This window comes from Pseudomonas sp. NFACC04-2, assembly GCF_900119265.1.
Taxonomy (GTDB): Bacteria; Pseudomonadota; Gammaproteobacteria; order Pseudomonadales; family Pseudomonadaceae; genus Aquipseudomonas; species Aquipseudomonas fluorescens_AA.
In genome coordinates this window covers 18,472-40,986 of record NZ_FPJC01000003.1, presented here as the reverse complement: position 1 = coordinate 40,986, position 22,515 = coordinate 18,472, and the positions used below count along the sequence as shown (strand labels likewise).

The window sequence follows — 22,515 nt, the reverse complement described above, 5'->3', positions numbered from 1 at the left end:
TAAGGAAAACCGCCATGCGCCGCCCGCTGTTCAAACCGACCCAGCTCTGCCAAGTCCTTGCCCTGGGCGCTGTTCTGCTGGCCGCCGGTCCCGCCGCTGCCAGTATCGCCTGGGTCTCCAACGAAAAAGACAACAGCCTGAGCCTGATCGACATGCAGAGCCTGGAAGTCATCGAGACCTTGCCCGTGGGCCAACGCCCCCGCGGCCTGTTGCTGTCCCATGACAATCGCCTGCTCTACATCTGCGCCAGCGACTCGGACCGGGTCCAGGTGATGGACGTCGCCACCCGCAAGATCATCAAGGAGCTGCCCTCCGGCAAGGACCCGGAGCAGTTCGCCCTGCACCCCAACGACCGCTGGCTGTATGTCTCCAACGAAGACGACGCCCTGGTCACGGTGATCGACACCCAGACCTCCGAAGTGCTGGGCCAGATCGGCGTAGGTGTCGAGCCCGAAGGCATGGCCGTCAGCCCCGACGGCAAGTGGGCGGTCAACACCAGTGAAACCACGAACATGCTGCACTGGATCGACACCAGCACCCAGACCCTGGCCGACAACACCCTGGTGGACCAACGGCCACGTTTCGTCGAGTTCAATCGCGACGGAACGCAGCTCTGGGCCTCGGCGGAGATCGGCGGCACCCTGACCGTGCTCGACGTCGCCACCCGCCAGGTGCTCAAGACCCTGACGTTCCAGATCAAGGGCGTGCATCCGGACAAGGTGCAGCCGGTGGGCATCAAGCTCAGCGCCGACGGCAAGCTGGCGTTCGTCGCCCTGGGCCCGGCCAACCATGTGGCGGTGATCGACGCCAAGACCTTCGAAGTGCTGGATTACCTGCTAGTGGGCCGACGGGTCTGGCAACTGGCGTTCACCCCGGACCAGAAGCAACTGCTGGCGACCAATGGCGTCAGTGGCGATGTCTCGGTGATCGATGTAGAGAGCCGCAAAGTCCTGAAGTCGGTGAAAGTCGGGCGCTACCCTTGGGGCGTGGTGGTCACGCCATGAACGCCCTGGAAGTCAGCGACCTGAGCTTTGCCTATGGCCCACGCGAAGCCCTCAAGCAGATGAGTTTCAGCATTCCCGCCGGCCGTTTCGCCGCGCTGCTGGGGCCAAACGGCGCTGGCAAGTCGACGCTGATCGCCCTGCTCACCCGCCTGTACGACCTGCAACGCGGCGATATCCGCGTCGGCGGCCACTCCCTGCACAAGTCACCACGACCGGCCTTGCGCCAGTTGGGCGTGGTGTTCCAACAAAGCACCCTGGACCTGGACCTGAGCATCGAACAGAACTTGCGCTATCACCTGGCGCTGCATGGTTTTTCGCGGCGCCAAGGCTGCGCCCGCATCGATGCCGAACTGACCCGCCAGCACCTGACCGAGCGCCGCCACGAGCGGGTGCGCGACCTCAATGGCGGCCATCGGCGCCGGGTAGAAATCGCCCGCGCGCTGCTCCATGAACCGCGCCTGTTGTTGCTGGACGAACCCAGCGTCGGCCTCGATCCGGCCAGCCGCCTTGCCCTCGGCCTGCACATTCGACAACTGTGCAGCGAACAAGGCATCAGCGTGCTCTGGACCACTCACCTGCTGGACGAAGTGCAACCCAGCGACGACCTGTTGATCGTGCACCAGGGCCGCCTGGTCGCCAGCGGCCAGGCCGACGCAGTGAGCCTGGAACACGGTGGCACCCTCGGTTCGGCCTTCAGCCATTTGACCGCCTCGGGGGGCCGGCCATGAACGCCTACTGGCACTGTTTCAGCGGCATCGTGGTGCGCGAATGGCTGCGCTTCGTGCTGCAACGCACCCGGCTGCTCAGCGCCCTGGTCCGGCCATTGCTGTGGCTGCTGGTGTTCGCCGCCGGCTTTCGCGCGGCACTGGGCATCGCCATCATCGCGCCCTATGACACCTACATTCCCTACGAGGTGTACATCGTGCCGGGGCTGGCCTGCATGATCCTGTTGTTCAACGGCATGCAAGGCTCGCTGTCGATGGTCTACGACCGGGAAATGGGCAGCATGCGCGTCCTGCTCACCAGTCCCCTGCCCCGGGCTTTCCTGCTGGCGAGCAAGTTGCTGGCGACCTCGCTGATCTCGCTGTTACAGGTCTATGCCTTTCTCGCCATCGCCTGGCTTTACGGCATCCAGCCACCGGCCATGGGCCTGCTGCTGGCCTTGCCAGCCTTGCTGCTGGTGGCCCTGATGCTCAGCGCCCTGGGTTTGTTGCTGTCCAATGCCATCCGGCAACTGGAGAACTTTGCCGGGGTGATGAATTTCGTGATCTTCCCGATGTTCTTTCTGTCCTCGGCGCTGTACCCACTGTGGAAAATGCAGGAAGCCAGCCCCTGGCTGTACTGGCTCTGCGCGGTGAGCCCATTCACCCATGGCGTGGAATTGGTGCGTTTTGCGCTGTATGAGCAGTTCAATCTGCTGGCGATGGCGGTATGCGTGGGCTTGACCCTGGTGTTCGCACTGATGGCGGTGTGGACGTTCAATCCGCAGCATGCGGCGTTGCGCAAGGCCAGTTGATCCTGCCCTATTCCAATCTCCTATGGGTGGAACCCCTGTGGGAGCGAGCTTGCTCACTCCCACAGGGGTTCTGCGCAGGACTCCATGGCTAAAATTACTACTTTAGTACCGGTTTTCCTGTCTATGGTCGCATTCACAAGATCTCGACCCTGGCATGTAATGGGGCGCATAACAAAAAGGATAAATCCTATGCCCCGTTTGCTGGCGATCCTCTTGCTGGGCCTGGCGCTGAATGTCGCCCAGGCCGAGACCCCGCTGTTTTCAGCGCAGGGCTACCGCATCGCCCAATACCGCAGCCCGACGCCCGCCACTGTCGACGGTGCGCAGACCCTGGACACCCAGGCGTTGCAAAGGCTGCTCGGGCAAGCGTCGCCTCCTCTGCTGATTGACGTGTACCGCCGGCCCTGGGTCCAGGGGCAGTTCATCGACAACGAGCCCCATGCCAACCTCCCAGGCAGCCTGTGGCTGGCCAATACCGGCGACGGTGACCTCACGCCGGCCTGGCAAGACTATTTCGCCCATCACTTGCGCAAGGCCACCGCCGGGCAGACGGATCGACCACTGGTCTTTTATTGCCGCTCCGATTGCTGGTTGAGCTGGAACGCGGTAAAACGCGCCGCTGCCATGGGCTATAAGCAAGTGTACTGGTATCGCGATGGCCTCGATGCCTGGGAGGCGGCCAACCTGCCCCTGCAAGCGGCCCGCCCCGAACCCTTCCCCTGATTTTGCAAAGAAATGCGCGCAACTGCCCTGCCCCACACGACAATAACGAGGTGAATGGCCATGTATAAAATCCTGATAGCCGACGATCACCCACTGTTTCGCGAAGCCATCCACAACGTCATCAGCGACGGGTTTCCTGGCAGCGAGGTCATGGAAACCGCCGACCTGGACAGTGCCCTGGCCTTGACCGCCGAACACGACGACCTGGACCTGATCCTGCTGGACCTGAACATGCCCGGCATGCACGGGCTCAATGGCCTGATCAACCTGCGCAACGAGGCACCGACCATTCCCGTGGTCATCGTCTCCGCCGAGCAGGACAAGCAAGTGGTGTTGCAGGCCATCACCTATGGCGCGGTGGGTTTCATCACCAAATCCTCGCCACGCTCACAGATGACCGACGCCATCGAACAGATCCTCAACGGCAACGTGTACCTGCCGCCGGACATCATCCGCACGCAAAAGAGCCCGGTGGGCCGGCGCCTGAACGAAACCCCGGCGTTCCCGCCGGAACTGCTGCAGGCCTTGACCCGCAAGCAACTGCTGGTGCTCGAACGCATGACCAAGGGCGAGTCGAACAAGCAGATCGCCTACACCTTGGACATCGCCGAAACCACGGTCAAGGCCCACGTCTCGGCGATCCTGCGCAAGCTCAATGTGCACAACCGGGTACAGGCGATCCTCAGTGCCGGGGATATCGATTTCGGGGCTTATCTGCGGCGGTGAACAGGCAACACAACTACCTGCTGGGCCCGGCGCCATGGGGCCCCTGTGGCGAGGGAGCTTGCTCCCTCGCCACAATGGGGACCGGCTCAATGATTGCGGGGCTGGCTCAACAAATGACTCATCGCAATCTTCAACTTCATCGGCCGCACCGGCTTGTGCATCAGGGTGTGTCCGCGCTCGCGGATCTGCTGCTTGAGTTCGTTGCTGTAGTTGGCGGTGATCATCATCGCAGGGATCGGTGAGGCCCGACGGGCGTTGATCCGAGCCACGGCATCGACGCCGTTCTGATCGTGGTCCAGGTGATAGTCGGCGATCAGCAGGTCCGCCTCGGCGTGGTAGTTGTCCACCTGGCGGGCCAGATCCTGTTCCGACAGCGCGGTCACCACTCGACAACCCCAGCCTTCCAGCAAGGTGCGCATGCCGGCGCAGATCGCCGCATCGTTATCCAGCACCCAGACCCGTGCCCCACGCAGTCGCTCGAGCATTGGCTCGCTCATGTCCAGGCACGGCAACGGCTTGGGCGCGGTGGCGCTCAGCGGCACGTCGATGGCGAACATCGAGCCCTTGCCCGGCCAGGAGCGCACCTGGATCCGGTGTCCGAGGATCCCGGCAATTTTCTCGACAATCGCCAGGCCCAGGCCCAACCCACGGTCCTGGTTCGGGCGCTGCACGTCTCCACGCTTGAACTCCTGGAATATTTCCTCCAGGCGGTTCTCGGCGATGCCGATGCCGCTGTCCCAGACCTGGATCGACACGCGCTGGCGATGTCGGCGACAGCCCAGCACCACCCGCCCGCTGGGGGTGTAGCGAATGGCGTTGCTCAGCAGGTTACGCAGGATCCGCGCGAGCAGTTGCATGTCGCTGCGCACCAGCACCGAACAGCCGACAAAGTGCAACTCCAACCCTTCGCTGCGGGCGATCTGGGCGTATTCGGCGGCCAGGTTGTCCAGCAACTCACTGAGGCCGAACGGCGCGACATCGGCCTTGATCACCCCGGCGTCCAGCTTGGAGATGTCCACCAGGGTGCCCAACAGGTTCTCCACGTCCTGTAGCGAATTGCTGACGTTGCGCACCAGTTGCGCGTTGGCGACCGGCTCGCGGCGCTCAAGCAAGGCACTGGTGAACAACCGGGCAGCGTTGAGCGGTTGCAGCAGGTCATGGCTGACGGCCGCGAGGAACTTGGTCTTGGACAGGTTGGCCTGCTCGGCCTCCCGCTTGGCCTCCCGCAGGCGCAACTCCACCCGGCTGCGCTCGTCGATTTCGCGCAGCAACTGATCATTGAGCGTGGTCAGTTCGGCGGTGCGCTCCTGGACCCGCTGTTCCAGGTTCTGGTAAGCCTGGTGCAAGGCTTCGGCGGTGCGACGGCGTTCAGTGATGTCGCGGATCAACACGAAAATCCCGACCACTTCGCCATTGGCCAAACGGTTCGGCACGTAGGAGCGCAGCATATAGCGCTCCTGGTTGTTGATGTTGGTCTCGGCGAATTCGAACGTCACGCTCTCACCCGCCAACGCCCGGGCCACGTAGGCTTCCAGGCGCTGGTAATGCTGCTCGCTATGGGCTTCGCGCAGGCTCTGGCCGAGCATCACGCCACGGGGCCAGCAATACCATTGCTCGTAGACCTTATTGGTGAACTCGTAGACCAGGTCGGCGTTGAGGTAGGCGATCAGCGCCGGCACATGGTCGGTGATCAGGCGGATCCAGCGCTCGCTTTCGCTCAGTGCCTCGGCATGCTGGTAGCGCTCGGTGATGTCGGTGAAGGTGTTGACGTAGCCGCCGGTGGGCAACGGATGCGTGCGAATCTCCAGCACCCGCCCATCGGACAGCCGCTGCTCGCATTCGTGGATCAACCGGCCGTTGCTGTCGCGGCTGGCCGGGGTCAGCAGTTGCAACTCACTGTCGGCAATCACTTCGTTGAACGGCCTGTGGGCCGCCACCGGCGCCAGGCCGCTGAGTTCGAGGAAGCGCCGGTTCCACAGCTCCAGCACGCCTTGGGCATTGACCATCGCCACGCCCTGGGACAGGTTGTCCACCGCCCGCTGCAACAAATGGGATTTCTGCGCGATGGCCTGCTCGCGGCGCACGGTTTCGCTGAGCTTGACGTCGGTGATGTCGGTAAACAGGATCACCCGCCCGCCTTCCTGGGTCGGCCGCTCGCTGACTTGCAGCCAACGCCCGTTCTGCAAGCGATACAACACGTGCTCGTCGGCCTGGCCCCGGGGTTCTTCGCTGAACAGCCCGTTGGCGGTCATCAGGCGCTTGACCTCGGACAGGCGCATGCCGGCGATGATCCGTACCCGGCTGTTGGCCCAGAAGGCCTTGAAGCGGCTGTTGAACAGGACGATGCGTTGCTGCTCGTCGAACAGCACAAACGCGTCGGAGATGCTTTCGATGGCATCGATCAGGTGTCGATGTGCGGTTTCCGCTCGCAGCCGCGCCTCGCCCAGCAAGTGATTGCCGGCCTTGAGTTCGGCCATGGCCTGGTTCAGGGCATCGGTGCGCTCACGCACCTGCTCGGCCAGCACCACCGAGTGTTGGAATGCCGCATAGGGGTCGTTGCCCCGGGTGACGCCGGACTCCACCCGCTCGATCAGCGCCTCGTTGATGCGCCGCAATTTACGGTTTTCGTGCTGCAGGCTGGCGAGCTGAGCCTGTAGGTCAGCGATGGCCGGGGACGCGATGTCGGGCAATGGCAACTCCGGTGAACGTCTGGTTGATGTGCATGCCATTGAACTGTTCTCCATAGGTGTTGAACCCCATCACCCGTTGTTCGCGCAGGAACTGGCCGATCTGCTCCAGGCCACCACGATCTTCCAACTCCAGGCGCCGGAGGAAGCAATCGCAGCCGATGGTCAGCAGCAGGTCGCCGAGGCGCGCCTGCAAACCGTCGAACAGCGTTTGCAGGTTGTGCAGCAAGGGACCGGGAGTCATCGCGGTGAGAACAATGCCGTTCTCCACCGCACAGTAGAAACTCAGGCTCAAGTCCGGGTGCACCTGCTGGATCGCCCGTACGTAGTATTGGTCATTGATGCGCACCGCCAAGGGATGGGCGGCGAAGACCCGGTAATCGAGCGCGCTCACCGGCACGCCGATGTGCCGGGCATATTCCTCGGCGGCGGGTTCGGCGTTGAGCTCATAGACCCGTCGCGAGGCGCTGTCCGCACCGGTCACCACCAGCTTCTCTTGTCGAGGCAGGATGTGATGGGTGGTGAAGACTTCGAACTCCAGCCAGGTGTTGATCAGCACCACCACGGCCGCGCCACTGTGGAATTGGCCTTCGAAGTAGACGTGGGTGTGGGTCAGGTAGTTGTCATCGCCGGCCGAACCGCCAAAATGCGGGATGTCCCCCAGGGCGGCGCTCAAGGCCGCCAGCACCATCTCCTCGCGGCTGGACAGGCCATCGAGCAGGGTCAAGGCGAAACTATGGCCCTTGATCGGCGCCAAGGCGTTGCTGCGACAACCGCTGGCCAAGCGCTCGACCATTTGCTGGGCGTCGATCAGGCTGAAGTGTTCCATTTCCCCGATCAGCTCGGCGGAAATGGAAAAGTGTCGATGGTCGAAACCCACCGCCGTCACGCAGTTGCGGCCGTAGCCCTGGGGGGTGATTTCCCCGGCGCTGGTGCAGCCCACCAGGCGAATCCCGCCGAAACTCTGGGACAGCGCCTGGCCCAGGGCCGGCAAGTCGTATTCGGCGGAACAGAAAAACAGCACGAACCCCAGGTGCGGGTGCAGCAACTGCCGCGCCAGCGCCTGGGCCACCTGCTGGACGTCGGTCGCCTGGGACATGGCGCTCACCACACCTTCGCTCTGGGCCTGCTGCATCGTCGCCTCCGGCGGGTGCGTGATAGGAGCCCTGAGTGTACGAAGCCGCGCCGGCTCGACGAATGCTACTTGGGTAGTGGGTGGACGCTTCCATGGGATGAGATTGCTCCCACCAGTTCCCTAGCCACAAAAAGAGCGGTTCAGGGCCCAGGCCATATCAGTGACTCATCGGCGCCATCGCGCTTGCCTGCCCCAGCAGTTTCTGGTCGATGTCTTCCAGGCGCAGCACCCGGCCGCCGGTATCGCTGGCGAGTTTTTGTGCCGCCTGGGGATCGGAGAACGAGGCCAGTATCACGCCCATGGCGCCTTTGAGCCCACTGCCGATGACGAAGTAGGCGGTGCGGGCGTCGACCAGGTGGGCGTCATCCGGCGTGTCCCAATGACTGCGGCCCATGTCATGGACATACAGCTTGACGTCGGCCCGATGGTTTTCCGGTTGCAGCCACCAGCCCAGCATCTCCGCCGGCGAGCAGAACTTCTTCACGCCCCCTGCCCCGACTGCCGTGCCCTTGGGCCCGGGAAAGTCAGTGATGACCATGCCGCACACATGGCACTCGTCACCGGGATGGAACGCCAGCGCCGCCTCGCTGGCCGCAAGTGGTTCGGCCTTGTCGCAAGCTGCCAGCGCCACGCACATCAGTAACCCGGCCAAGAGGCGGCCGGTCTTGAAGGACACCCTGTTCATCGTTGCATGCTCCCTTGTTCAAGTTTAGAAATCATGGGCACCGGCGACTGAACAACCGGTAGGCCAGCCACAGCGGGACCGCCATCCACAGGCCCAGGCACAACCAGAGCCAAGGCCCCGACACCGGCAGGTCGCTGCCCAGGGTCAGCACCGCGGCACCGCTGGACGCCGCATCGAACCCGGACAGGTTGATCAGCCGATAGACGTCGGTAGGGTTGAATAGCAGCAGCCATGGCAGCAGCTCCGGGCTGAACCGCCCCTCGCTCAGCACCAGCAGCGCCAGCAACGTCAGGTCGAACACCAGCACGAAGAAAAACCACACCCCCAGCGCCAATCCGGCGGCGGTGGATTTCTCTGCCGACAGGCTGCTCAGCACATAGGCCAGCCCGAGGAAAACCCAGCCCAGCAGCGTGCTGGACAGCATGAACCGACCGAAGGCCCAAAGCAGCAGGCTCAACTGGACGTCGTCCACCAATAGGGCAATGGCCAGCATGGCGCAGCCAAAACCGATGAAGGTGGCCAGGGCCAGGATCAGGCCATGGCCGACAAACTTGCCCAGCAGCAATTGACCGCGCCCCAACGGGTAGGTCAGCAACAGCAGCAAGGTGCCGTTCTCGTCCTCACCGACAATCGCGTCGTAGGCCAGCAGCAAGGCAATCAGCGGCATCAGGAACGTCGCCAGGCTGGACAGGCTCGCTACCGTGGCGGGCACCGAGGTAAACCCCAGTTGACCGGACGCCGCCGCGCCGAGCCAGGCGATGCCGATCGCCAGCACCGCGAATAGCAGGCTGATCGCCAACAACCAGCGATTGCGCAGGCCATCGCTGAATTCCTTGCGGGCCATGTTCCAGACCGGGTTCATAGGCTAGCCTCCTCGGCTGCGGCACGGAGCATGTAATGCCGGTACAAATCCTCCAGCGACGGCGGCTTGATCTCGACATCCGTCGGGTCATCCTGGGCCAGTAACTGGCGTAGCAGTTTAAGTTTGCTGCCGTCCGGCGCGGACACCTGTATCCCTTCCGCCCCCCAGCCCTGGGTGGCGTGCCCTTCACTGCGCCAATGCTGGCGGAGCCAGTCGGCCCGCGACAGGCCCGAGGCGCGGATCAGCGTCGGCAACCCGGCGTCCTCCCGCAGCCGGGCCAGGCTGCCCAAGGCCAACAGCCGCCCCTGGGTGAGAATCGCGGCGCGGTTGATGTGAGCTTCCACGCCAGGCAAGACGTGGGAGCAGAGGATGATGCTGGTGCCCTGCCAACGCAGGCGGTCGAGCAGTTGATAGAGGTCCTGGGTGGCGATGGGGTCCAGGCCCACGGTCGGCTCGTCCAGCAGCAACAGGCGCGGCTGGCCGAGCAAGGCCTGGGCCAGGCCGAGACGCTGACGCATGCCCTTGGAATACGTTTTCACGCGCCGTGTCGCGGCACCCGCCAGCCCGACCTCTTCCAGCAAACGCGCCACTTGCTCCGGGGCAGCACCTTTGAGCCGGGCAAGATGGCGCAAGGCTTCCAACCCGCTCAATTGCGGGTAGAACATGACGTTCTCGGGCAGGTAACCGAGCATCTGCCGCACGCTCGGGTCGCTGGGCGCGCGACCGAAGACACGGACCTCGCCTTCGCTGGCCCGCAGCAAACCGAGGATCAACTTCATGGTGGTGGTCTTGCCCGCACCGTTGTGCCCAAACAGCCCGAGCACCTCGCCCTGGGCCAGGTTCAAGTCCAGCCCGCGTAGCACGGCGATATCGCCATAGCGCTGGCTGACCCCTTCGATCTCGACGACGTTCAAGACGCGTCCTCCTCGGCACTGTTGCGTGGCGGGGGCTGGACAGGGGTTTCCATCAGCGGATGACTGTCCATCACCCCGGGGGATTTCATCACCGGGAAAGCCCGCTGTACCCAGCGCAGCAGTTCGATTCCCGGACTGTTCATCAACAGCCGCACCTGGGGATACAGCCACAGCAGGCGATCCACGTTGTCGTTGGGTTCATAGGCCACATCGCCCAGGCCGTCGCCGTTGCGATCCCAACCCAGGTAGTCGCTCCAGTAATTGCCGCGCCCGTCCGCCGACCACTCCTGCAACCGCGTGGCCACGTATTTGACCTGGCGCTGGTTGTGGACGAAGGCATTGCCGGCGATGCGGTTGTCCTCCGAGCCGGCCGTCAGATGGATGCCCACGGCGCTGCGCTCGAAATGATTGCCTTCGATGCGGTTGAACAACGAGTTGTAAATGAACAGGGCCTTGCCCTCGGCACCGGTGATCATGGTGTCGCCGGTGGACCCGTCGCGCACGTCGCTGACGTAGTTGTCACGCAGGGTGGAATAAGTGATGTAGTTCATCAGAATCCCGTAGTTCTGGTCCTGTTCGGAGCGATTGCCGATCACCGTCAACTGGCGGCTTTGCATCAAGGCATAACCGGTGCGGGTGCGCCGGGTGACGTTGTCCAGCAAGCGGTTATCGTTGGCGAACATGTAATGCACGCCGTAACGCAAATCTTCCAGGACATTGCCCTGGAGCAGGTTGCCGCTGGAGGTGTCGATGTAGATGCCGTCGCGGGTTTCATGTACCTGGTTGCCGATGACCCGGGCACCGTGCACTGCATAGAGATGGATGCCGTTGCCCCGGTCCTGGGAGCGCAGGCTGGGGTCGCCCTGGATGCGGTTGTCGATCAGGCTGACGTCCCGCGTGCCATCGACCCAGATACCGAAGCCCTGGCCCTGCATCCTGCTCCCGCGCACCACGGCGCCTTTTGCCCCAGGCTGGATGAACACGGCAGCATTCATGGCCGTAAGGTCGTGGCCCCAGTCCAGGAAGGTACAGCCCTGGACCTGGACGTTCGGGGCGCGAATGATCAACCCATTGCCCTCGCCCTGCCCCTGGAATACCGCATCCGGCGCACAGGTGAGGGTCATCGGCTGATCAATGCTGAACGAGCCCGGGTATTGCCCCGCAGGCAGGCGCCATTGCTGGTCGCCTTCGGCCTGCAGAGGCAAATCGGTGATCGGTTGCGGCGCGCCGAACGCGCCGCCCGGTAACAGGCAAAGCAGCAGCGCAATGACCGGTTGGCGGGCATGTTGTGGCTTTTTCCCGGTCATTGCAGCTGCCTCCTCGTTGAGCCGAATCAGGCCTTTTCAACCAGCATGCGCCCGACCATTTCCATGTGCAGGGCGTGGCAGAACCAACTGCAGTAGTACCAATGCAAGCCAGCCTTATCGGCGGTGAAGGTGATGGATGAGGTTTGTTGCGGGCTGATCTCCATGCTCACGCCATGGTTGGTCATGACAAAGCCATGGCTGACGTCCTCGATCTGGTCGATGTTGGTGATCGTCACCGTCACCTCGTTACCCTGCTTGACGGTGAATTCCGTCAGGCCATAAGCCGGCGCCATCGAGGTCATGTACACCCGGACCTTGTTGCCGTCGCGGATGACCTTGTTGTCGGTTTCCAGGTTGATGCCGTCCTTCTTCGCCAATTCCACGGTGCCGGCAAAGAACGGATCGTTGCGGTTCCAGATTTTCTGGGTCTTGATCTGGTCGCGCCGCGCGAGAATGCAGTCATGGGGTTCCGCGAAAGCCGGGCCGTCGTGCACCAGCTTCATTTCTTCACCGGAAATGTCGATCAACTGATCGTTCTCCGGGTGCAGCGGGCCGGTGGGCAGGAAGCGGTCCTTGGAGAATTTGCACAGCACCACCAACCATTTGCCGTCGGCCTCGCTGGTCTCGGTCAGGGACGCGTGGTTGTGGCCGGGCTGGTACTGAACGTCGAGTTTCTGCTTGATGTAATTGACCTTCTCGCCCTTGTAGGCGCGGATGGCCTCGTCCATGTTCCACTTCACCACCTGACTGTCGATGAACAAAGTGGTGTAGGCATTGCCGCGCCCGTCGAAAGTGGTGTGCAGCGGGCCCAGGCCCAATTCCGGCTCGGCGACGATCACTTCGCGCGGGTCTTTGAAGCGGTCGGCGAACAGGTCATCCAGGCGGTCGATGGCGATCATCGAGACGGTCGGCGACAGCTTGCCGTTGGCGATGAAATATTTGCCGTCGGAGGAAGTATTGAGCCCATGGGGGTTCTTCGGTACCGGGATGTAACGGGTAAATTCGGAATCCTTGCCATCGGTTTTACGACCATCGACGACCGGCACCTTGGAGCCGTCCAGGGTGATGAATTTGCCGGCCTTGATCGCCGCTTCGATGCGCGGGATGTTGTACACCACCACCCAGTCGCGCTCGTTGCGCATCATGCCGCCCAGGTCGTAGGCCTTCTCGGAGTTGTAGCAGGTGCTCGCGGCATACTTGCCGGTGTAGTCGGCGTCGGTGTTGTCCAGGTTGCCGTCGACGATCACCTGAAAGGCCATTTCCATCTTCTCGGCATCGATGGCGTTGAACATCGTGAAGCTGTTCTTGTCTTGCAGGTCGAAAGTATGGCCGTCGTTAGGGTGCGGGATCACGAACTCGCCATTGGCGAACACGTACTTGGTGTACGGCACCTTTTGCAGGCGCAGGCCATGGATGGCTTGTACGTTGGGCACCGTGAGGATCTTGTCGCACTTCATGATGTCCAGGCGAATGCGCGCGACCCGGGAGTTGGCCTTGTCGTTGATGAATAGGTATTTGCCGTCGTATTTGCCGTCGGTCATGGAGATGTGCGGGTGGTGGCAGTCGCCATTCTGGTACTTGGCGCTGTCACCGAGGATGCGCTTGCTTTCGTTGGTCAGGCCCCAACCGGTGGCCGAATCGACGTTGAACACCGGGATGCGCATCAGCTCGCGCATCGACGGTATGCCCAGCACCCGCACCTCGCCCTGATGACCGCCGCTCCAGAAACCGTAATACTCATCGAGTTCACCGGGGCCGACGTGGATCTTGGACTTGGCCTCCTTGGCCGCCGCAGCCCAGGACTCACGGGTGAACGTTCCGGCCCCCAGCGCCGTCGCGCCGGCCAGCACCGCCCCGGTTACCGCTCCGGTGCCGAGAAAACTGCGCCGGCTGACCCCCCGGGGTTCTTCTACCGCGCCAGGGGTTTGGTCTTTTTTGTCGCTCATGCTGTGTGCTCCATGAAGAATGAAACGGTCAAGGGACAGGCCATTGGGGTGCCTCAAGGCGCCGGGTTTACCTGCACCACGGGAATCAGTTGCGCATCGGTCACGGTCGCCTTGCCGCGCTTCTTGCGCTTGTTGATCAGCGGCGGGCATTTGTTTTCGTTGTGCCAGGTCATCTGGCAGTCAAGGCAGTAATGGCATTCGTTGGCATTGATCCGGCCATCGGGATGAATCGCCTGGATCTCGCATTCCTTGGCGCACAGCTGGCAAGGGTTGCCGCATTCCTTGCGCCGTTTTAGCCAGTCGAACAGGCGCAACCGGGTCGGCACCGCCAGGGCCGCGCCCAGCGGGCAGACGTAGCGGCAATAGACTTTGCGGGTAAACAGGTTGATCACCAGCAGGCCCACGGCGTACGCGACGAACCACCACTGGCGGTCGAACCTGAGGGTGATGGCGGTCTTGAAGGGCTCCACTTCGGCCAGCCGTTCGGCGGTGGCCATCGACTCCAGCGAGACACCGAACAGCACCAGTAAAATGATGTATTTGATCGCCCACAGTCGCTCATGGACAGCGAACGGCAGCTCGTATTGGGGCACCTTGAGCTTGCGCGCCAGTTCGTTGATCAATTCCTGCAACGCGCCGAACGGACACAGCCAGCCGCAGAACACCCCGCGTCCCCACAACAGGATGCTGCCGGCGGTGAACACCCAGAGAATGAATATCAGCGGATCGGTGAGGAACAGCTCCCAGCGAAAGCCTTCGAACAGTGCGTGGACGAAGGTCAGTACATTGACCACCGACAGCTGCGCCAGCCCATAGCCCCCCAGGAACACCACCGTGAAGAGCAGGTAACCGCGGCGAACCCAGTGCAGCAGCTTGGGCCGCCGGGCCAGTGAGTCCTGGAAAAACAGGATGGCCGTCAGCACCAGCAGGGCCGCGCCAAGTCCGCTGATTTCCACACCTTTCTGGTACCAGAGCGTCAGCCACATCGGCCGGCTGGCCTCCTCGGCGGCCGCCAGTTGCTCGGCGGTGGGCAATGGCCGTTCCAGGTAGGATTCGGGCAGTTGATAGGCCAGCTCGAAACTGCTGAAGGTGCCGCTGACCGGGCCGGTCTGGCGGCGCACCAGCAGCTCCAGGTTCCAGGGCGAGCCGGGGTCGAAACGGTGGGAGGCGCGGATGATGAAAATCGCCATTTCATCGAAGTCCGGCATGTCGTCGAGGGCCACATCATCGAGGCGCTGGAAATCCAGGTCGCGAAAGCTGATGGTGTCACCCGATTGGCGCAACTGCACCCGGTCGAAAATACCGCCACGCACATATCCCGAGCCCTTGAAGGAATAACGCCCGCTGCCCATCACCGCAATGGCCTGTTCGCCCGGCTTGAGCTCGGCCATCAGCGTGCGGTATTGCGCCTCGCCCAGCAGGTTGCGGCCAATGGTGGGCGGGTTGAGGTGGGTGGTGTAGAGGTCGATGAAGGTGTCGTTCACTTGGTCGCCGCTGGCGGTTTCGACCTGCTCGGCTTCGGTGCCCTTGAAGGACGCATCGACCTGGCCACGAGTCAGGTGCAGGCGACGGACAGCACCGTTGCCGGTCAGGGTCTTCCAGTCGGCGGGCTCGTAGATATCCGCGCGCACGCGCGCCGGCGCCACGGCCAACCTTGCGTCACTCTTGACCAGGCCCAGGGACACCGCGACTTCGTGGGCGGCGCGCATGATCACTTCGTTGACCACCATCGCCGTCACGGTCGCGCCGGCGATCGCATCGACAGTCACCGCATTCGGGTCGCTGGAATGGCCCACCACCACCCGCTGGTTGACCTTGATGCCGCTGTAGCGCGCACTGAAAGCGTGGAGTTTTTCTTCAGCGATGCCAATCAGCAGGATCGGTTCGTGGTGTTCCAGCACATAGGCGTCGAGGATCACGCCAGCGGGATCGAGAATGACCTGGACATTGATCGGCTTGCCGGAATAAGCGGGAATGTCCACCACATCCAGGCTCTGGAACACATAGCCCACAACCTTGCCGGCGGCGGACAGTTTGCGAACCTTGAAGGAGCCTTCGGGCTCGGAGATCGAGTCGGTCTGGTTCAGGACGTGTTGGATACGCTGTTGCGGGATGTCACCGTAGTCCTTGGCCTGGGCGATTCCGGCGAACATCAGCAGGAGAACGAACAGCCCGGGGAGCCAGGAGCGGGATGGGTGCAACATCGCAGAGGAACGGGTCATGAGCGCCAGGGCTTGAAGACAGGATCTTGGCGGTCATTGTGGGGGCTGTCCCTGGCTTGGCCCCTTGATTGAAATCAACTTGGAAGACTTAACCCTGAATCAGTGAGCAGACAGATGAAGACATCATGTGTGGCGAGGGAGCAAGCTCTCTCGCCACACAAGCAGTTCAGCAATGTCGGGACTATCTTTGCTCAGCGCAACCCATAGGAATAGATGCGACCGTCATGATTGTCGTACCAGTTGCCGTTGGCCCAGAACACCCGATCCTGCGCCGGTTGAAAACCGAGAATGCCCAGGTAACCGCCGATGGCGAGGCGCTGCCAGGAGCGGCCCCAATCCTGGGAATAGAACACCCCATCGGCGGAGATGTTCGCGTCCGACCACCAGTAGAGCCAGCGCGGTGGATGGTGATTGCTGGTGGTGTTGATCAGCAGGGTGTTTTGCCCCATCCAGAAGTTGCTGCCACGCACCTGGCTATCCGACGCCAATGGCGCGAACGCACTGGGCAGGTCGCTCAACGGCATCCAGGTCAGCGCGGCGGTATCCAATTCGGCGACCACATCTTGCCCGCGAGCCCCCTGGTCAATCAGCCCAATCACCCGCCCGGCATCGTTCTGTAGCAGCCTGCTCACGAACAGGTTGTCATCGCGCTGCCTGTCCACCACCTGCCACTGCCCTGCCTTGGCCTGCAATCGGGCCCGTGTCGTGACATTGACCGCGATATTGTGGCTGACGCCATCGGGATGGCCACCCCAGAAGCGTTGGGACACCCAGATAAAGGCCGTCTGTGCATCGAACTGCAGGACATGGGTCTGGATTTCCCCCTGTTCGCCTGCGTTCGTGCCCCAATCAGTGATGTCAGGACGTTTGCCACGGGCGTATTCGGCGGACACCAGCAGCGACTCGGCCGCCATTATCGGCGAGCTGTTCGCACCGCGATCGGCCGAGTAAAAGACGCCGGTGGAAACGGCTGTCGGTTTCACCTCATCGCTGTCTTCGTCCGCCACGTCCGGTGTGCCCACGACCCAGACTTCATTCGAGCCGTGGAAATAGGGAACCAGGTTCCAGGCCAACGAATCGGCCTCGGGAAACCAACCTTTGGTCAACCAAGTCCAGCGTTGACCTTGATCATCACTGCGAAGGACCACGGTTTGATCGGGCTCATGGGTATTCGCAGTTTCAGGCCGACGCAGGCCCGTGAGCAGGAATACACTGCTCCCGTCGGGGCTGGTCACGAGACAAGCGGCGCCGCTGACATGGGCCACGAGCTGAAATTGCCCTTGGGCATCCAGGCGGGAAATGAAGGAAGTTTCCTTTTCGGCACGAGAGAACAATCGGGCAAAGGTCCCGGGCTCCCCCGATTCTTCAGCCTCAGCGGGCTTGCCATAGACCACCGCATCCAGGTCCACGACATCAGCGGACGGTTCAAGGGCCTGGGCCTCTTCCTCCAGGCGCCCCACCAGCCAAGTTCCCTGCGGAGTCACCGTCACGCCCGTGCAATACTGAGTCATCGCGCGCAAGCGGGTATCCTTCACGGCGCCCACTTGCTGCTGATCAGGGCTGTCGCCACCCCACTCCAGCTTGGCACTCGTGATCATCCACATGTACCACAGCGCCACGCCGGCCAGCAGAGCGACAAATAATCTAGAGAGCAGTTTTGAACGAGGCATGGGGAGGTCCGTATCCGGGGGAAAACTGCGAAGCTTTTCTCATCTCTTTTGTCCGGAGTAAATTTTTATCGCACGAGAATGGACGAACCCGGTCGCATAATTGTCAACGCTGTGACCCAGGTTCCATTCTCTGCGTGACGCCGCTTCACCTGAAAGCCCCAACGCGTTAAGCAGACGCCCACAAGGAACGCTCCATGCCCGCAAGCTCCGGCCCCGCCACCGTCTCTCCATTGCCGCAAACCACCGGATTCGTCCGGGTGCGTGGCGCCCGCGAACACAACCTCAAGAATGTCGACGTGGACATCCCTCGCGATGCCCTAGTGGTATTCACTGGCGTGTCGGGTTCCGGCAAGTCGTCGCTGGCCTTCTCCACGCTCTATGCCGAAGCCCAGCGTCGTTATTTCGAATCCGTCGCGCCTTATGCGCGGCGCCTGATCGACCAGGTGGGCGTACCGGACGTGGACAGCATCGAGGGCCTGCCACCAGCAGTCGCCTTGCAGCAACAACGTGGCACCCCCAGTGCACGTTCATCCGTGGGCAGCGTCACCACCCTGTCGAGCCTGATTCGCATGCTTTACTCTCGCGCCGGCAGCTATCCGGCCGACCAACCCATGCTCTACGCCGAGGACTTCTCGCCCAACACGCCCCAGGGCGCCTGCCAGGAATGCCACGGCCTGGGTCGGGTCTATGAAGTGACCGAAGCTTCCATGGTGCCTGACCCATCGCTGACTATCCGCGAACGCGCCGTGGCTGCCTGGCCCATGGCTTGGCAAGGCCAGAACCTGCGGGACATTCTGGTGACTCTGGGGTATGACGTCGACATCCCCTGGCGCAACCTGCCGAAAAAGCAAAGGGACTGGATTCTCTTCACCGAAGAAACCCCTACCGTTCCCGTCTACGCCGGACTGACGCCGTCCCAGACCCGCGCCGCCCTCAAGCGCAAGCTCGAACCCAGTTACCAAGGCACGTTCAGCGGCGCCCGACGCTACCTGCTGCACACCTTCATGCATTCCCAAAGTGCCCAGATGCGCAAACGCGTGGCGCAATACATGCGTGCCAGTCCATGCCCGGTGTGCGAGGGCAAACGCCTCAAACGCGAGGCGCTGACCGTGACCTTTGCCGGCCTGGACATCGCCGAGCTGTCGCACCTGCCGCTGCTCGAACTGGCCGAGGTGCTCAAGCTGGTCCTGGCACCGGACTACCTTGCACAGGCCGAAGAAACGGGCAATGTCCTCAGCCACCGACAAACACGCGAGGCCCGTGAGCAACGCGCCGCCAGGGGCGACAATCCCCATGCGGGCGGTCCCGACGCCCGCCATACACCCAACCTCTCCCTGGAAAAACGCCTGGCTGCCCAACGCATCGCCGCCGAGCTGCTGGAACGGATCACCACCCTGATCGACCTGGGCCTCGGCTACCTCGCCCTGGAACGCAGCACGCCGACGCTTTCGTCCGGCGAACTGCAACGCCTGCGTCTGGCGACCCAACTCAATTCCCAGTTGTTCGGCGTGATCTACGTGCTGGACGAACCCTCCGCCGGCCTGCATCCGGCCGACAGCGAAGCGCTGTTTGGCGCCCTGCAACGCCTCAAGGCAGCGGGCAACTCCGTGTTTGTGGTCGAACATGACCTCGACACCATGCGCCGCGCCGACTGGCTCATCGACGTGGGCCCGGACGCTGGTGAACAAGGCGGCAAAGTCCTCTATAGCGGCCCGCCGGCAGGCCTTGGCCAGGTGCATGAATCACGCACCCGCGCCTACCTTTTTGGCGAAGAACACACTGCGACACGCAGCCCACGAGCACCCAAGGATTGGCTGCGCCTGGAAGGCATTACCCGCAACAACCTCGCCAACCTGAACGCGGCCTTCCCGTTGGGCTGCTTCACCGCCGTGACCGGCATCTCTGGCTCAGGCAAATCCAGCCTCGTCAGCCAGGCCCTGCTGGATCTGGTCGGCGCGCACCTGGGTCAGGCCAGCCCCGACATCGAACCCGACGAGCAAAGCCTGGAAGACGAACCCGTGCAAACCAGCACTGGGCGCGTTGTCGCCGGGCTCGATGCGGTCAAGCGGCTGGTCCAGGTGGACCAGAAACCCATCGGCCGCACCCCGCGCTCCAACCTCGCCACTTACACCGGGTTATTCGACCACGTGCGCAAACTGTTTGCTGCCACAGAACAGGCGCAGGCGCTGGGATTCGATGCCGGGCGGTTTTCCTTCAACGTCGCCAAGGGGCGCTGTGAAACCTGCGAAGGTGAAGGCTTTGTCAGCGTGGAGTTGTTGTTCATGCCCAGCGTGTACGCCCCCTGCCCCACCTGCCACGGCGCCCGCTACAACCCACAGACACTGGAAGTTCGCTGGCAGGGCCTGGACATTTCCCAGGTGTTGCAACTGACCGTGAACCAGGCACTCGAGGTGTTTGCCGAACAAGCGGCGGCCAGGCGCTCGTTGCAAGTGCTGCAAGACATCGGACTGGGCTACCTGCGCCTGGGCCAACCGGCCACGGAGCTGTCCGGCGGCGAAGCCCAGCGGATCAAGCTGGCGACAGAACTGCAGCGCAAGGCCCGGGGGGCAACCTTGTATGTGTTGGATGAGCCGACCAATGGGCTGCATCCCCAGGATGTGGATCGCTTGCTGGTGCAGTTGAATCGCCTGGTGGAGGAAGGTCATACGGTGGTTGTGGTGGAACATGACATGCGGGTGGCGGCGCAGAGTGACTGGGTCATCGATATCGGCCCGGGAGCTGGCACCCAGGGCGGAAACGTGGTGGTCTGCGGGGCTCCGGAGACCGTGACGAAATGCCGGGAGAGTCGAACGGCAACGTTCCTGAAAAGGGCTTTGCGAGGTGAAAAATAAAGGTTGCCAATGTTTCTCGCTGTTGCGAAAAAGCTGTCTATACTGTCCTCCAGTTAATCGTTTCAGTAGTCGTAATTAACTACAACCTCAGGGGCAAAGGGCTGAGGCTACACAGGCAAGGATGCAAAATGAAATCATCTCAATTGAGAGAGCAAGCATTACACGGTGACATGAGGGGGTATTATCACGCGCCGAAGCGAACCCCGACGAACTGGAAAACCCCACCCGATACTCCAATCCCTTTCGCGATCCCGACAGCGGTTACAAAGCAGTGTGCGGGTGTTGCTGTCAACGCTATGAAACTTCCCTCCTTCGCTGGACGAATATCAAGGTGAAACCTTTGCTACATACAGGTATTCACATTAATATTTTTCGAGCGCGTCCACTATGCTCAAGCCCATTTCAAGCCAACTACTCAACTTAATTCAAGAGGTGGAGAATAATATCCCAGGAAAAAGCCACGCAGAGTACACCGAGATACTAGGCTGGATATTCTCTAAGCTAGGGCTTGATAAGTTTGCTTATGTTCACTTGGAGCCCATGCCCTTCGATAGTTCAAAAGTCTCCATCCACAGCAACTATCCCGCCGAATGGCTGGACACCTACCGCAAGAACTCACTGCACGAATCAGACCCTGTAATGGCCAACACAGCCATTACTGCCATTCCTTTTTTCTGGGATGAAATCCCGCAAGAAATCGACAATAATCCGGAAATATTTGATCAGTCCGCATCCTATGGCATCAAGCAAGGGTTCACTGTTCCGATTCATGAGCCCGGCAGATCGTTCGGCTCCGTTCACCTATCTTCGGAAGAAAATGATCCCGATTTCCCAACCATTGTCAGGGAGAACATATTCATTATTCAAACGCTCAGCATCATCGCCAACCAGCACCGCCCGGTTGAGCCCATTGTCGAGAGCACACTCAAGCTATCGCCCAGGGAAATTGAATTCCTGCGCTGGCTTGCGCTTGGCAAAAACTATAAGGAGATCGGTTTGATCATGAATATCACCGAGCGAACAGTGAAATTTCATGCCAAGCAAATGACCGAAAAAATGGATTGCACCAATGTCAAGCAAGCCATGTTCAAAGCGGCGCAGTTGAACCTCATCTAAAAGGTTTACGTTAAAGCTTTCCTACTTTCCCCAAATTCGCACTCGACGCCCTCAACCTCAATACCAGGCACAATCAGACGAAATTCACCTGGGATGCGATATTGAAAAGCATGCCGCAGGCGAACAACCCAATCACCAAAGAAATCGCTCGATTTAAAAATCGTCCAGATACAATTGCGTGAAATTTTCGACCACAAAAAGCACCTACTGCGATCCACACAAGCCCTACCGGAAAAATAATGGCTGTAAATAGCAGAATGAATGACAGCCAGTTATCCAGCGACAGGAATGTGCCCGCCGGCGCAACGAAGGAAACAAAAAACAGCCCCTTTGGATTTGTCAGCGTTGCCACAAACAAATCCGCAACGGTAATACCCGCCGTTGCGCCAGGCGCATGCTCTTTGACCGAGAACCAAAGTTTCAAGGAAATATAAAACAGAAAACACACAGCAAAAATCTTGGTAGCGATCACCACCCACGAGTGATCGGTCATCAGTAAGTCAATGAACACCCCCCACATCGTCATCTGAATAACGTATGCCAACCACTCGGCTGCGACGAAGCGCATCGAAAGCGTGTTGAACCCTCTACTGATGCCTGCTTGCAACAACAATGAATTCGTCGGTCCCGGAACCAACAACACGGTCAACAACGAAAGCGCAATATAATTCATAGCATCCATCCATATCAGAAGCCTGTACGGCTCATTTTCAGGGTCAGATCAATCCATCATCTTTCCATATGACTTCAAGCCAGTGACATGAAGTCAGCCCTTTCAGTCATACGAGATCATACAACCAACTTAAATAGAGCAATCACACTAGCCCAACATCAATGTGCCACATACTAAACTCCCCCCGCTCACTCCATATCCCTTGGATTCACCGTCGGTGAGTCAACCCGTGAAAGAAAGTCATCATACCCCATGTCAGATGACCGTTTGCTTATAGACACCGGACTCTATATGGTCGTGTCAATTTTTTGAACAGCACCAAATCAACCAGTTACGAGATACGCTTTTATCATCGTCAAAAAAACAACAGATCAAGCCTAATTCGACTCATGCAAGTCCACTCGATTAACACCAGTTCGCCATCATGCCGCACCTATACTTTTTTGGATTCATAGCGATACAAACCCACAACTAACG

The 22,515-nt window shown here is 61.1% G+C and carries 17 protein-coding genes; 7 read left to right on the top strand and 10 right to left on the bottom strand.

What is annotated here, in order from left to right:
* The first annotated feature begins 14 nt into the window (after positions 1-14).
* The 5 genes from BT125_RS04765 (at position 15) to BT125_RS04745 (ending at position 3,969) form a co-directional block, all read left to right on the top strand.
* Complete coding sequence (locus BT125_RS04765; protein ID WP_072405417.1) at positions 15-1,004, top strand: YVTN family beta-propeller repeat protein; 990 nt, start codon at positions 15-17, stop codon at positions 1,002-1,004.
* Complete coding sequence (locus BT125_RS04760) at positions 1,001-1,732, top strand: ABC transporter ATP-binding protein (protein WP_072405416.1); 732 nt, start codon at positions 1,001-1,003, stop codon at positions 1,730-1,732. Before BT125_RS04765 ends, BT125_RS04760 begins: the two co-directional genes overlap by 4 nt.
* Complete coding sequence (locus BT125_RS04755) at positions 1,729-2,520, top strand: ABC transporter permease (RefSeq protein WP_072405415.1); 792 nt, start codon at positions 1,729-1,731, stop codon at positions 2,518-2,520. The genes BT125_RS04760 and BT125_RS04755 overlap by 4 nt, the downstream gene beginning before the upstream one ends.
* Positions 2,521-2,709: 189 nt before the next feature.
* Positions 2,710-3,243, top strand: a complete 534-nt coding sequence (locus BT125_RS04750) for a PQQ-dependent catabolism-associated CXXCW motif protein (RefSeq protein WP_072405414.1) — start codon at positions 2,710-2,712, stop codon at positions 3,241-3,243.
* A 60-nt stretch (positions 3,244-3,303) separates the two neighbouring features.
* A complete protein-coding gene (locus BT125_RS04745; protein ID WP_072405723.1) occupies positions 3,304-3,969 on the top strand; it encodes a response regulator transcription factor in 666 nt (221 codons plus the stop codon).
* A gap of 86 nt (positions 3,970-4,055) precedes the next feature.
* On the opposite strand, the gene nahK is transcribed toward BT125_RS04745, so the two are convergent.
* From nahK to BT125_RS04700, 9 genes are all read right to left on the bottom strand, one after another.
* On the bottom strand, positions 4,056-6,698 hold the full coding sequence (nahK, locus tag BT125_RS04740; protein ID WP_083564455.1) for a hybrid sensor histidine kinase/response regulator NahK/ErcS': 2,643 nt from the start codon (positions 6,696-6,698) through the stop codon (positions 4,056-4,058).
* Entirely contained in the window at positions 6,628-7,791 is a 1,164-nt protein-coding gene (gene nosP / locus BT125_RS04735; RefSeq protein ID WP_072405412.1) for a nitric oxide-sensing protein NosP, read from the bottom strand. Before nosP ends, nahK begins: the two co-directional genes overlap by 71 nt.
* Before the next feature lie 157 nt (positions 7,792-7,948).
* A complete protein-coding gene (locus tag BT125_RS04730; protein ID WP_072405411.1) occupies positions 7,949-8,476 on the bottom strand; it encodes a nitrous oxide reductase accessory protein NosL in 528 nt (175 codons plus the stop codon).
* 31 nt (positions 8,477-8,507) lie between these two features.
* Positions 8,508-9,338, bottom strand: a complete 831-nt coding sequence (locus tag BT125_RS04725) for an ABC transporter permease (RefSeq protein ID WP_072405410.1) — start codon at positions 9,336-9,338, stop codon at positions 8,508-8,510.
* Positions 9,335-10,252, bottom strand: a complete 918-nt coding sequence (locus BT125_RS04720) for an ABC transporter ATP-binding protein (RefSeq protein WP_072405409.1) — start codon at positions 10,250-10,252, stop codon at positions 9,335-9,337. The genes BT125_RS04725 and BT125_RS04720 overlap by 4 nt, the downstream gene beginning before the upstream one ends.
* Positions 10,249-11,559: a nitrous oxide reductase family maturation protein NosD gene (locus BT125_RS04715; RefSeq protein WP_072405408.1), complete on the bottom strand. Its 1,311-nt coding sequence runs from the start codon at positions 11,557-11,559 to the stop codon at positions 10,249-10,251. Before BT125_RS04715 ends, BT125_RS04720 begins: the two co-directional genes overlap by 4 nt.
* A 26-nt stretch (positions 11,560-11,585) precedes the next feature.
* A complete protein-coding gene (nosZ, locus tag BT125_RS04710; RefSeq protein ID WP_072405407.1) occupies positions 11,586-13,505 on the bottom strand; it encodes a TAT-dependent nitrous-oxide reductase in 1,920 nt (639 codons plus the stop codon).
* A gap of 53 nt (positions 13,506-13,558) precedes the next feature.
* The gene (nosR, locus tag BT125_RS04705; RefSeq protein WP_072405406.1) at positions 13,559-15,709 is read right to left on the bottom strand and encodes a transcriptional regulator NosR; all 2,151 of its coding nucleotides are present in this window, start codon (positions 15,707-15,709) and stop codon (positions 13,559-13,561) included.
* A 209-nt stretch (positions 15,710-15,918) separates the two neighbouring features.
* Positions 15,919-17,397 (bottom strand): hypothetical protein, encoded by a 1,479-nt coding sequence (locus BT125_RS04700; RefSeq protein ID WP_072405405.1) that lies wholly within the window; start codon positions 17,395-17,397, stop codon positions 15,919-15,921.
* Between the two features lie 194 nt (positions 17,398-17,591).
* Between BT125_RS04700 and BT125_RS04695 the strand changes: the two genes are divergently transcribed.
* Positions 17,592-20,249: an excinuclease ABC subunit UvrA gene (locus BT125_RS04695; RefSeq protein WP_072405404.1), complete on the top strand. Its 2,658-nt coding sequence runs from the start codon at positions 17,592-17,594 to the stop codon at positions 20,247-20,249.
* Positions 20,250-20,636: 387 nt separating this feature from the next.
* Positions 20,637-21,365, top strand: a complete 729-nt coding sequence (locus tag BT125_RS04690) for a helix-turn-helix transcriptional regulator (protein ID WP_072405403.1) — start codon at positions 20,637-20,639, stop codon at positions 21,363-21,365.
* A gap of 73 nt (positions 21,366-21,438) precedes the next feature.
* Here BT125_RS04690 and BT125_RS04685 read toward each other — a convergent pair whose 3' ends face one another.
* The gene (locus BT125_RS04685; protein ID WP_072405402.1) at positions 21,439-22,038 is read right to left on the bottom strand and encodes a LysE family translocator; all 600 of its coding nucleotides are present in this window, start codon (positions 22,036-22,038) and stop codon (positions 21,439-21,441) included.
* Positions 22,039-22,515 lie beyond the last annotated feature (477 nt).

Excerpts from the sequence above, each read along its gene's own strand:
- nosP (WP_072405412.1), bottom strand. The coding sequence starts at position 7,791 with ATGCAGCAGGCCCAGAGCGAAGGTGTGGTGAGCGCCATGTCCCAGGCG.
- BT125_RS04750 (WP_072405414.1), top strand. The coding sequence starts at position 2,710 with ATGCCCCGTTTGCTGGCGATCCTCTTGCTGGGCCTGGCGCTGAATGTC.
- BT125_RS04760 (WP_072405416.1), top strand. The coding sequence starts at position 1,001 with ATGAACGCCCTGGAAGTCAGCGACCTGAGCTTTGCCTATGGCCCACGC.
- nosR (WP_072405406.1), bottom strand. The coding sequence starts at position 15,709 with ATGTTGCACCCATCCCGCTCCTGGCTCCCCGGGCTGTTCGTTCTCCTG.
- nosZ (WP_072405407.1), bottom strand. The coding sequence starts at position 13,505 with ATGAGCGACAAAAAAGACCAAACCCCTGGCGCGGTAGAAGAACCCCGG.
- BT125_RS04745 (WP_072405723.1), top strand. The coding sequence starts at position 3,304 with ATGTATAAAATCCTGATAGCCGACGATCACCCACTGTTTCGCGAAGCC.
- BT125_RS04695 (WP_072405404.1), top strand. The coding sequence starts at position 17,592 with ATGCCCGCAAGCTCCGGCCCCGCCACCGTCTCTCCATTGCCGCAAACC.
- nahK (WP_083564455.1), bottom strand. The coding sequence starts at position 6,698 with ATGGCATGCACATCAACCAGACGTTCACCGGAGTTGCCATTGCCCGAC.
- BT125_RS04685 (WP_072405402.1), bottom strand. The coding sequence starts at position 22,038 with ATGAATTATATTGCGCTTTCGTTGTTGACCGTGTTGTTGGTTCCGGGA.
- BT125_RS04755 (WP_072405415.1), top strand. The coding sequence starts at position 1,729 with ATGAACGCCTACTGGCACTGTTTCAGCGGCATCGTGGTGCGCGAATGG.
- BT125_RS04725 (WP_072405410.1), bottom strand. The coding sequence starts at position 9,338 with ATGAACCCGGTCTGGAACATGGCCCGCAAGGAATTCAGCGATGGCCTG.
- BT125_RS04690 (WP_072405403.1), top strand. The coding sequence starts at position 20,637 with ATGCTCAAGCCCATTTCAAGCCAACTACTCAACTTAATTCAAGAGGTG.
- BT125_RS04700 (WP_072405405.1), bottom strand. The coding sequence starts at position 17,397 with ATGCCTCGTTCAAAACTGCTCTCTAGATTATTTGTCGCTCTGCTGGCC.
- BT125_RS04765 (WP_072405417.1), top strand. The coding sequence starts at position 15 with ATGCGCCGCCCGCTGTTCAAACCGACCCAGCTCTGCCAAGTCCTTGCC.
- BT125_RS04730 (WP_072405411.1), bottom strand. The coding sequence starts at position 8,476 with ATGAACAGGGTGTCCTTCAAGACCGGCCGCCTCTTGGCCGGGTTACTG.
- BT125_RS04715 (WP_072405408.1), bottom strand. The coding sequence starts at position 11,559 with ATGACCGGGAAAAAGCCACAACATGCCCGCCAACCGGTCATTGCGCTG.